The organism is Caulobacter sp. GW821-FHT09A05, assembly GCF_059418465.1.
Genome location: NZ_JBWKPX010000014.1, coordinates 20319 through 29987, shown reverse-complemented (window position 1 = coordinate 29987; position 9669 = coordinate 20319). Strand labels below are relative to the sequence as shown.

Sequence of the window (9669 nt, the reverse complement as noted above, 5' to 3'; positions counted from 1 at the left end):
ATGCGGGCGTAGCTCAGTGGTAGAGCACAACCTTGCCAAGGTTGGGGTCGAGAGTTCGAATCTCTTCGCCCGCTCCATTCTCCGGTCTTCCGGCGGTGGAACGAGACCCGAAATATCCCGGATGCGGGCGTAGCTCAGTGGTAGAGCACAACCTTGCCAAGGTTGGGGTCGAGAGTTCGAATCTCTTCGCCCGCTCCAATTTTCCTTCCAGAATTTGAAGCGTGACGCATCCGGTGGGCGCCTGATAGGCCTATGGAACCCGTTGCGCGGGGCCGCCGTTGCGGATCGGTGATCACCTGCGTGACAGGGTGACGGGCTGGGGTGCTGGACCATGACTGGATACGATCTTCGAGGCGCGCGCGCCGGCCGCCTGGCGGCGACCGCGATGGCGGTGGTGCTGGCCCTGGCCGGCGTGGCCCAGGCCCAGACCCGGCCCAAGCCCGACTATCCCACAAAGAAGCCCGCCACCTCGGCCCCGACGCCCGAGCCGGCGCCCGAGAAGAAGGATGACGGCAAGCCCGAGGGCGAGGAGTCCGGCTGGTCCCAGGCCCGCAAGAAGTCGGTCGAGATCGGCACCCAGCCGGCCCGCGACGTCGGCGTCATGAAGCGGCAGATTCCGCCGATCCTGATCACGGCCCAGGAGGATCCCTACAGCCTCACGGGCCTGAAGACCTGCAAGCAGCTGGCCGCCGAGGTCACCCGCCTCAACGAGGTGCTGGGGCCCGACTATGTGGTCGGCAACGAGCTGAAGGAGAACCGCGCCGGCAAGCTGGCCGAGGCCGGCGGCAAGACGGTGATCAACACCATCATCCCGTTCCGCAGCATCGTGCGCGAGCTGACGGGCGCGGCCCCGGCCGATCGCCGCATGAACGCCGCGGTCGACGCCGGCCTGGCGCGGCGCGGCTTCCTGCGCGGGGTCCACGCCAAGCAGAAGTGCCGGACGACGTTCTAGGGGCGGCCTTCCAGCCCAGCCTTCTAGCCGGGGGCGATTCCTGATCTAACCTTCGCGGTGAACCGGCGGGGGAGTTTCCTGATGTCCAAGCGCGTCCTTCTGGGCCTCGCCATCGCCCTGGCCCTGAACGGCGCCGCCGTGGCCGCGACGCCGAAGGCCGACGCCGCGGACCGCCTGGCCCAGGCGGTCAAGGCCTACGAGGCTTCCGGCGCCGGCGAGGACGACGGCGAGGGCGGGGCCGACGACGCCTCGCGCTTCCGGTTCCCGCCGGTCGGGCCCAAGGCCGACGCCGACCGCAAGGCCCTGCTGACCTCGGCCCGCCAGTCCCTGGACGGCGTCGACCTGTCCGCCCTGACGACGAACGAGCGCCTGACCCGCGCCATCCTGAAATGGAGCCTGGACGAGCGGCTGGAGGGCCTGTCGTTCGACGAGGGGCGCATGCCGTTCAGCACCGACGGCGGCTTCGACGTCATCCTGCTGTACCGCGCCAACGGCATGCGGCTGAAGTCCGAGGCCGAGGCCCGGCAATGGATCGCCCTGCTGGCCCAGGCGCCGGACTGGTACGCCGCCAACATCGCCAATGCCCGGCGCGGCGTGGCGACCGGCTTCGTCCAGGCCGTCCCGACCGCCCAGGCGGTGCTGGACCGGGCCCGCCGCGCGGCCGCCACGCCCCTGGCCGACGAGCCGCTGCTGGCCCCGCTGCGCAACCTGCCGGCCGCCATCCCCGCCGACCGCAAGGCCGCCCTGCTGGCCGAGGGGACCAGGGTGGTGACCGACAAGGTCGCGCCGGCCCGCGCCGGCTTCGTGACCTTCATGGAGACCGAATACGTCCCGCACGCCGCCAGGAGCCTGGCCGTGTCGGACCTGCCCGACGGCGCGCGCTACTACGCCTTCCTGGTGCGCCGCCACACCACCACGACCCTGACCGCCGACCAGGTCCACGCCCTGGGCCTGTCGGAGGTCGCCCGCATCCGCGCGCGGATGGAGGTCGTGATGAGGCAGGCCGGCTTCCAGGGCGACCTGCCGGCCTTCATCGCCTATCTGCGCAAGGACCCGCGCTTCTACGCCACCAGCCGCCAGCAGCTTCTGGAAAAGGCCAGCGAGATCGCCAAGCGGGCCGACGACCAGCTGCCGGCTCATTTCGGGACCCTGCCGCGCCTGACCTACGGCGTGCGGCCGGTGCCGGCCAGCATCGAGCAGGGCTACACCACCGGCCGCTATTTCGGCGGCGACCCCAAGACCGGCCGGGCCGGCGGGCTGATGATCAACACCTCGGCCCTCGACCAGCGACCGCTGTACGAGCTGCCGGCCCTGGTGCTGCACGAGGGCGCGCCCGGCCACCACATCCAGACCGCCCTGGCCCAGGAGCAGACCGGCGTCCCGGACTTCCGCAAGACGATCTATTTCAACGCCTATGGCGAGGGCTGGGGCCTCTATTCCGAATGGCTGGGCGAGGAGATGGGGCTCTATCGCGATCCCTACGAGCTGTTCGGCCGGCTGTCCTACGAGATGTGGCGCGCCTGCCGGCTGGTGGCCGACACCGGGATCCACGCCAAGCACTGGACGCTGGACCAGGCCAAGGCCTGCTTCCTCGACAACACCGCCCTGTCGCCGACCAATATCGACGTCGAGGTGGCCCGCTACGTCTCCTGGCCCGGCCAGGCCCTGGCCTACAAGGTGGGCGAGCTGAAGATCCTGGAGCTGCGCCATCGCGCCGAGGCGGCGCTGGGCGACCGGTTCGACGAGCGGGCCTTCCACGACGCGGTGCTGCTGAACGGCTCGCTGCCCCTGGCGGTGCTGGAGGCGAAGATCGACGCTTGGATCGCGGCGCGGAAGAAGGCCTAGGGCGCGTTGGGCGAAAGTGTGAGCGGTTTCGCCCGCTAAACGCGCTCTAAATGTCTGAAATCTGGAGCCTGTTCATCGGGATCAGATGATTCCATCTGATCCCGACAGGCTCTAGGTGGCCAAGGCCACGGCCCAGGCCGCGAATGCTTTCCAGGCCGGGGTGCGCCAGACGAAGATCGGCCCGACCGTGGTGGCCAGCACCAGCACGCCGCCCAGCAGGGTCACGGGGTGGGCCCTGCGCTGGGAGACCGCGTCCCAGACGAGCAGGGCGACCACGTAGAGGTTCGGCAGGACCAGGATGGCCAGCATTGTCGGCAGGAACGTCATCCGACCGAACGCCGCCGAGATCATCGTCGCCATGCCCAGCACCATCAGCCGCTTGTGCGCGCCGGAATAGCGGCGCAGGGCCAGGGCGGCCGAGAACAGCACGCCGAATCCGACCACGCTGAGCAGCGGGATGGCCAGCCAGGACAGCGGGTCGAGCGGCGTCCCCGTGCGTCGGGCGACCTGCTGCAGCGCCGTCAGCGCTCCGATCACGATCATCAGGGGGACCAGCACCAGGCCGCCGGTCCCCAGCGCCATGTGAAGGTCGCGGCGGTCGGCGGCGATCAGGCCGACCTGCACCATGAACAACAGCACCCAGACGCTGAACAGCGCGCCGTGGAAGTGCACCATCAGGCTGGCTTGGGCCATGGCCGGCGAGCCGTTGATCGGCGCCAGGTAATACCGGGGGGCGAAGCCGATCAGCACGGACAGGAACATGCTGGCGGCGATCAGAAGGAAAAAGAGCCGTTCGCCGCCCAGACCTCGCGCTCTGGGCGAGGCTAGGCGGACGGGGGTGTCGATAGGCATGGAAACGGCTCCTTGGCGATATGCGGGATGAGCCGGGATCGCAGCGGAGCCGTTCGTCCGACAGGATGCGGACCTGATGATTGGCTGATGAAGCGCCGATCAAACCCAGGTAAGACTGGGCTTCGACGCCGTCGGGGGCGGTCGCCGTTTCAGAGAGCACCGTGAGGGACAACGAGCCGATCATCTTGGCCCATGCGCCCGAGTTCAGTCTTGGCGCGGTCGTGGTTCGTCCGGCGCTGCGCCAGGTATCGGCGGCCGATGGCCGCGAGGAGATCCTCGAACCGCGGGTCATGCAGGTGCTGGTCGCCTTGGCGCGGGCGGACGGAGCGATCGTCACCCGCGACGATCTGACCCTGACCTGCTGGGACGGGCGCGTGGTCGGCGAGGACGCCATCAATCGCGTGATCTCGCGCCTGCGCCGCCTGGCCGAGGGGACCGGGCGCGACGCCTTTCGCATCGAGACGATCACCAAGGTCGGCTATCGCCTGCTGATCGTGGGAGAAGCCGCCGCGCCGCCGCCGCCGGGTCCGCTGGGCGTCGTCGCGGACCAACGACCAACGCTCCGCCCGGATCGTCGCGCGGTGATGGTCGGCGGCGGCGTGGCCGTGACGGTCGGCCTCGGCGCTGGCCTCGTCCTGACACGGCGTTGGCTGGGCGTGGCGTCCGACCGGCCGCCATCCGACATCGCGCCGCTGCTCGACCAGGCAAGCATCGCCATGCAGCAGGGCACCGCCGAGGGCAGCGACCAGGCGATCGGCCTGCTACGACGGGCGATCGAGATCCGGCCGGATCATGCCGACGCCTGGGGCATGCTGGCCGTCTGCTACGCCGTCGCGTCCCAGGTGCGAGCGCCGCAGTTCGAGGCCGACCTGCGGGCCCGGTCTGGCGAGGCCATGCGGCGGGCGGAGGAACTGCAGCGCGACAACGTCTCGGCCCGCGTGGCCGAGGCCTTGCTGATCCCGCGCATGGGCAGGTGGGCCCAGGTCGAGCGCGCGCTGCGCGGCGTGATGGACGGCCGACCGCGGAACGCCGTCCTGCTGGGCTTCCTGGCCGACCTGATGGGCGCGGTGGGGCGGTGGCGGGAGGCCTCGGGAATACTGGACGAGGTCCTGGCCCAGAGCCCGCCATCGCCGGGGCTGGTGCATACCCATGTGCAGGCGCTGTGGTCGGCCGGCCGGCGGGAGGAAGCCGATCGCGCCATGGCTCGGGCCTTCGCGCTCTATCCCAGCCACTTCGCGGTCTGGTTCACCCGGTTTCACCTGCTGCTCTATACCGGACGCGCCCAGGAGGCCCTGGCCCACAACCAGATGGTCGAGGGCCGTCCCGCCGCGATCCCCGAAGCTAATTTCCGGATGAACGAGGTGGTCACTCGCGCGATGATGACGCCGACTCCCGCGAGCGTCGATGCGGCGCTGGACCTCGTCGTCGACGCCGCCCGCCAGGGCTCCGGTCACGCCGAGAACGCCATCCAGTACGCCGCCGCCCTGGGACGGCCGGACGTCGCCTTTCAGGTCTGCGACGCCTATTTCTTCGGTCAGGGCTTCACCGTCGCCGATGTGCGGTTTTCGCCGACCCAACGGGTCTATACACGCCGCGACAACCGCCGGACCCACTTCCTGTTCCACCCCTCGACCGCGTCCCTGCGGGCCGATCCCCGGTTCGACGTCCTGACGCAGCGCCTGGGGTTGGAGCAGTACTGGCGAGAAATGGCCGTTCGTCCGGACTATCGGCGAGCCTGATCCAGGCGGGGACGGCGGTTCTGGATGCCGCCCGCGAAACCCCCTATCACCGCCGCAAACGAGGAGACCCCGTCACATGGCCACCATCACCGTCCTGGGCGAATGCATGGTCGAGCTGTCGCCTGAGGGCGAGGGGCTGCATCGGATGGGGTTCGCCGGCGACACCTTCAACACCGCCGTCTACCTGGCGCGGCTGGGCGACGCGGTCGCCTACTGCACGGCCCTGGGCAAGGGCGACCCGTTCAGCGACGGGGCCCTGGCCGCCATGCGCCGCGAGGGGCTGGACACCCGCCTGGTGCGCGAGGCCGAGAACCGCCTGCCGGGCCTCTACGCCATCGTGCTGGACGAGACCGGCGAGCGGAAGTTCCACTACTGGCGCGAGCGGGCCCCGATCCGCGACCTGTTCTCCCAGCACACCGCCGACCAGCTGATCGCCGCGGCCAAGGCCAGCGACCTGGTTTACCTGTCCGGCGTCACCCTGGCGGTGATCGGCGACATCGGCCGGGCGCGGCTGAAGGACATCCTCGCCTATGTCCATTCCCTGGGCGTGGCCGTGGCCCTGGACTTCAACTACCGCCCGGCCCTGTGGCCCTCGCCGGAAGCGGCCCGCGAGGCGCTGGACGGCGTCGTGCCCGCGTGCCGCTACGTGTCGCTGAGCAGCGAGGACAGCCGGCCGCTGTACGGTCGCGAGGCCGAGGATCTGGCCGCCGAATGGGCCGCCCCAGAAACCGGGTTTGGGGCCGAGGTGGTGGCGCGCGACGAGAGCCACGCGGTCAATGTCCACACGCCGCAAGGGCGGGTCGTCACCCCGGCGCCAGCCCGGGTCAAGGCCCTGGACACCACCGGCGCGGGCGACAGCTTCAACGCCGCCTACCTGTCCTCGCGCCTGGCCGGCCTGCCGATCGAGACCGCCGTCTCGCGCGGCCACGACCTGGCCGCGGCGGTGGTCACGTGCAAGGGCGCGATCATCCCGCCGGCCTCGATGCCCGTTTGGTCGCGGGGATAGAGAGTGGTCGGGCTCAACGCAATCAAAGGTTTATATTCCTACTAGACGCGCGTAATAGGAAAGTTATCCTCACCTCCGGAATATCGACCTAGACTCTGGGTCGAGGGCGTCACGGGGACGCCGTTCGCAGGGGGAAGCCGATGCTGGCTCAAGCTCTCGAGGATCTGTGGGCGATCTCGCCCGACCCGCGCCGCGACCGGTTGACGGCCGCGTTCATCACCCACGCCGTGGCCTTGGCCACGGGAGTCTCGCCGACCGACATCGCCTCGGCCAAGCGCACCAGCAAGGCGGCGGCGCGGGCCCGGCAGATCGCCATCTACCTGGCGCACGTCAATTTCAACTGGCCGCTGATCCGGGTGGCCTTCGCCTTCAACCGCGACCGCACCACCTGCGGCCATGCCTGCCACCGCATCGAGGACATGCGCGAGAACGCCGACTTCGACGCGCGGATGAGCGTGCTGGAGGCGTGCATCAAGCAGGCGCCTGACCCGATCCCGGAACTGACCGAACTGGGGGGCGACCGATGAGCGGCGTGTTCGAGCGGGCGCTGGAGGCCGAGCACCTGGCCGCCCGCGCCGAGCGGCTGCTGCGGCGGCCAGGGGCGCTGATCGAGGTCAAGGGCCTGGGCTATGTGGTCCGGTTCGGGCCGCGGCGGCGGGCCATGCTGACCGTGGACGAGGCCGCCTTCCGCGTCCTGGCCCGCGACGGGGCCCTGGCCTCGCGCCGCGAGGGCGGCTGGCGGCTGGTCAAGCCGCTGGCGCCGCCGGCCCCGCCGCCGGGCCGTCCGGGCGTGATCGAGGGCGAGCGGGTGGTGATCGAGGGCAGCCGCGAGCACGTGGTGCTCAAGGCCAATCTGGGCGAGTCGCCCCTGGCCTGGCTGGCCCGGCGCGGCGGCCTGGAGGACGTGGAGGTCATGGCGGGCGAGCGGCTGCGGGAAGACTTCCAGAAGGCCGGCACGGTCGGCCGCCTGACCATGAACTGGGACGCCCAGCCGCGCGGCGAGGGCGGCGGCCAGGGCCTGGAGCCGGCCTTGCGGGCCAGGGCGGCCAAGGACCGGATCGCCGCGGCCCTGGCGGCGGCAGGGCCCGGCCTGCGGGAAATCCTGGAGCGGGTGTGCCTGGCCGAGACGGCCCTGCAGGTCGCCGAGCGCGAACTGGGCCTGCCGAGGCGGGCGGGCAAGACAGTGCTGAAGCTGGCGCTGCAGCGGCTGGCGATGCACTACCGGATGGTCTAGCGGCGCCCAGTACCATCGTCCCTCCCCCCTTGTGGCAGGGGAATCGCATATGCCTCAAAACGGTTGTCATCCCGGACGAGCGCGCAGCGCGAAGATCCGGGACCGGGGCGTGAACTCAGAGCTTGCGGCGGTCCCGGATCGGCGCTCGGCTTGGCCGAGCTTGTCCGGGATGACAGATTTTTTCAGAGCAAATCCATATGCGATAGCCTTGCCCTTGTGGGGAGGGTGGCCTCCGAAGGAGGTCGGGTGGGGGATCGGTGCAGGGAGGTCCATGCGGCAGGCCCCACCCACCAGCTTCGCTGGTCCCCCCTCCCCATAAAGGGGAGGGAAAAGCCAGAAATTGAAACGCTCTGGCTCGGGCCTAGTGCTTCAGCATCTGCTTGATGTCGCGCATCTGGTCGTGGCCGGACTTCACCGAGGTCCAGGCCTTCTCGATCGCCGCGCGGGTCTGGGGCTCGACGTCGGTGTCCCGCAGGGCCTTTTCGAACTTGGCCTTGATGTAGTCCTCGCCGGCCTCGACCTCGTTGACGACGGCGTCGTCGCCCTTGGTCAGGCTGTCCTTCAGGTTGACGAAGGCGCGGTGGGCGGCGGCCAGGATGGTGCCGTCGTCCTTGGCCTCGCCGCCCAGGCGGCGGACCTCGTCCTGCAGCTCCGAAGCCACCGAGCGACGCTCCTGGGCGCGCTGGGTGAACAGGGTCTTGAAGCGGGCGCCGTCGGCGTCCTTGGCGGCTTCGGCATAGCCGTCGGCGCTGTCGATGGTGGTCTCGACCAGGCTGTTGACGAGCTTGATGTGGTCTTCGTTGGTGTGGGTCATGGAGGTTCTCCGAGAAAGAGGGATCGGGTAACGCGGGGTCGCGGCGAAAGGTTCGAAGCGGCGCTTCAGCGCGCCAGTTTCGAGCCGAAGAAGCTCCAGGCGGTGGTCGCGGCGGCGATGGCCGGGGCGCGGGTGCGGCGGTTGATCAGCAGCACGGCCACCGCGCCGACGCCGAGCACGGCCAGGGCGAGGGGCACCTTCTTGCCGGCCAGGGTGATCTTGCCCTCGGCGTCGGGCTTGAGGACGTAGTCGGCCGGCGCGGCGGCGGCGTAGGGATCGGCGGGGGCCTTGTGGAACAGGCCCGAGACCTTGTCGGACAGGCTGGACAGCAGGCCCTGCCGGGCTTGGGCGGGCGTGCCGTAGGAAGCGTCGTAGGCGGCCATGGGAAGGCTCCTTGAAGAAGGGGAGCCTCGATAACGCGGGGGCGGCGGCGTTGATCCCGCCGCCCCCGCGCCTCTCGCGCGCCGGAGCGCCTAGCGCAGGCCGCCGGAGGTGACGATGATCTCGCCCGTCACCCAGCCGGCGTCGGCCGAGGCCAGGAACACCGCGACGGGCGTGATGTCGCCCGGCTGGCCCATGCGGCCCAGCGGGGTCTGCGCCACCAGGCCGGCCTCGAACTCCGTGCCGATGATGCCCATGGCGTGCACGCCCTCGGTCTCGACGGCGCCGGGATTGATGGCGTTGACGCGGATCTTGCGCGGCCCCAGCTCCTTGGCCAGCACCCGGGTGATCGCGTCCACCGACGCCTTGGTGGCGGTATAGATCGAGGTTTCCGGCATGTTCAGCGAGGTCACGCCCGAGCTGATGTTGATCACGCTGCCACCGTCGGGGCCGAAGTGGCGGGCGGCCTCCTGGGTGGCCAGCAGCAGGCCCAGGACGTTGATGTTGAACTGGCGGTGGAACTCGTCGGCGGTCACCGCGTCCAGCGCGGCGAACTGGTAGACGCCGGCGTTGTTGACGAGGATGTCGAGCGTCCCGAAGGCCGCCTTGGCCTCGGCGAACAGCCGCGTGACGTCGGCCTGCTGGGACACGTCGCCCTGGACGGCGATCGCCTTGCCGCCGCCGGCGACGATCTCGGCCACGACCTTGTCGGCCCCTTCGCGGCTGGACGCGTAGTTGACCACCACCGCGGCGCCCTCGCGCGCCAGACCCTTGGCGATGTCGGCGCCGATCCCCTTGGACGCGCCGGTCACGACGGCGGTCTTACCTGAAAGCTTGCTCATCGAA

Annotated in this window: 10 protein-coding genes and 2 tRNA genes; 8 read left to right on the top strand and 4 right to left on the bottom strand. The window is 70.2% G+C overall.

Annotated elements, in window-relative coordinates:
• Nucleotides 1–2: 2 nt before the first annotated feature.
• The 4 genes from AC07NX_RS14745 to AC07NX_RS14730 all read left to right on the top strand — a co-directional run bounded on the left by AC07NX_RS14745 (nt 3) and on the right by AC07NX_RS14730 (nt 2797).
• Nucleotides 3–77 (top strand) — tRNA-Gly (locus AC07NX_RS14745).
• 46 nt (nt 78–123) lie between these two features.
• A tRNA-Gly gene (locus tag AC07NX_RS14740) sits at nt 124–198 on the top strand.
• 133 nt (nt 199–331) lie between these two features.
• Nucleotides 332–952, top strand: coding sequence for a hypothetical protein (locus AC07NX_RS14735; protein ID WP_494642774.1), 621 nt, complete (start codon nt 332–334; stop codon nt 950–952).
• Nucleotides 953–1033: 81 nt separating this feature from the next.
• Nucleotides 1034–2797 carry a DUF885 domain-containing protein gene (locus AC07NX_RS14730; RefSeq protein ID WP_494642772.1) on the top strand — a complete coding sequence of 588 codons (1764 nt, stop codon included), beginning with the start codon at nt 1034–1036 and terminating at the stop codon, nt 2795–2797.
• A gap of 111 nt (nt 2798–2908) precedes the next feature.
• Here AC07NX_RS14730 and AC07NX_RS14725 read toward each other — a convergent pair whose 3' ends face one another.
• Nucleotides 2909–3649 (bottom strand): hypothetical protein, encoded by a 741-nt coding sequence (locus AC07NX_RS14725; protein WP_494642771.1) that lies wholly within the window; start codon nt 3647–3649, stop codon nt 2909–2911.
• A 161-nt stretch (nt 3650–3810) separates the two neighbouring features.
• Between AC07NX_RS14725 and AC07NX_RS14720 the strand changes: the two genes are divergently transcribed.
• The 4 genes from AC07NX_RS14720 to gafZ all read left to right on the top strand — a co-directional run bounded on the left by AC07NX_RS14720 (nt 3811) and on the right by gafZ (nt 7628).
• Complete coding sequence (locus AC07NX_RS14720; protein ID WP_494642770.1) at nt 3811–5388, top strand: winged helix-turn-helix domain-containing protein; 1578 nt, start codon at nt 3811–3813, stop codon at nt 5386–5388.
• A 76-nt stretch (nt 5389–5464) separates the two neighbouring features.
• Nucleotides 5465–6394: a sugar kinase gene (locus tag AC07NX_RS14715; protein WP_494642769.1), complete on the top strand. Its 930-nt coding sequence runs from the start codon at nt 5465–5467 to the stop codon at nt 6392–6394.
• A 140-nt stretch (nt 6395–6534) separates the two neighbouring features.
• Nucleotides 6535–6921: a gene transfer agent production transcriptional regulator GafY/HdaB gene (gene gafY, locus AC07NX_RS14710; RefSeq protein ID WP_019847474.1), complete on the top strand. Its 387-nt coding sequence runs from the start codon at nt 6535–6537 to the stop codon at nt 6919–6921.
• Nucleotides 6918–7628 (top strand): gene transfer agent activator GafZ, encoded by a 711-nt coding sequence (gene gafZ, locus AC07NX_RS14705; RefSeq protein ID WP_494642767.1) that lies wholly within the window; start codon nt 6918–6920, stop codon nt 7626–7628. Before gafY ends, gafZ begins: the two co-directional genes overlap by 4 nt.
• Nucleotides 7629–7989: 361 nt before the next feature.
• Here the strand turns inward: gafZ and AC07NX_RS14700 are convergent, their stop codons facing one another.
• From AC07NX_RS14700 to AC07NX_RS14690, 3 genes are all read right to left on the bottom strand, one after another.
• Nucleotides 7990–8442, bottom strand: a complete 453-nt coding sequence (locus tag AC07NX_RS14700; protein WP_494642766.1) for a PA2169 family four-helix-bundle protein — start codon at nt 8440–8442, stop codon at nt 7990–7992.
• Between the two features lie 65 nt (nt 8443–8507).
• Nucleotides 8508–8825 (bottom strand): hypothetical protein, encoded by a 318-nt coding sequence (locus AC07NX_RS14695; RefSeq protein ID WP_035072818.1) that lies wholly within the window; start codon nt 8823–8825, stop codon nt 8508–8510.
• Between the two features lie 90 nt (nt 8826–8915).
• Complete coding sequence (locus tag AC07NX_RS14690; protein ID WP_494642765.1) at nt 8916–9665, bottom strand: SDR family NAD(P)-dependent oxidoreductase; 750 nt, start codon at nt 9663–9665, stop codon at nt 8916–8918.
• Between the last annotated feature and the right edge of the window lie 4 nt (nt 9666–9669).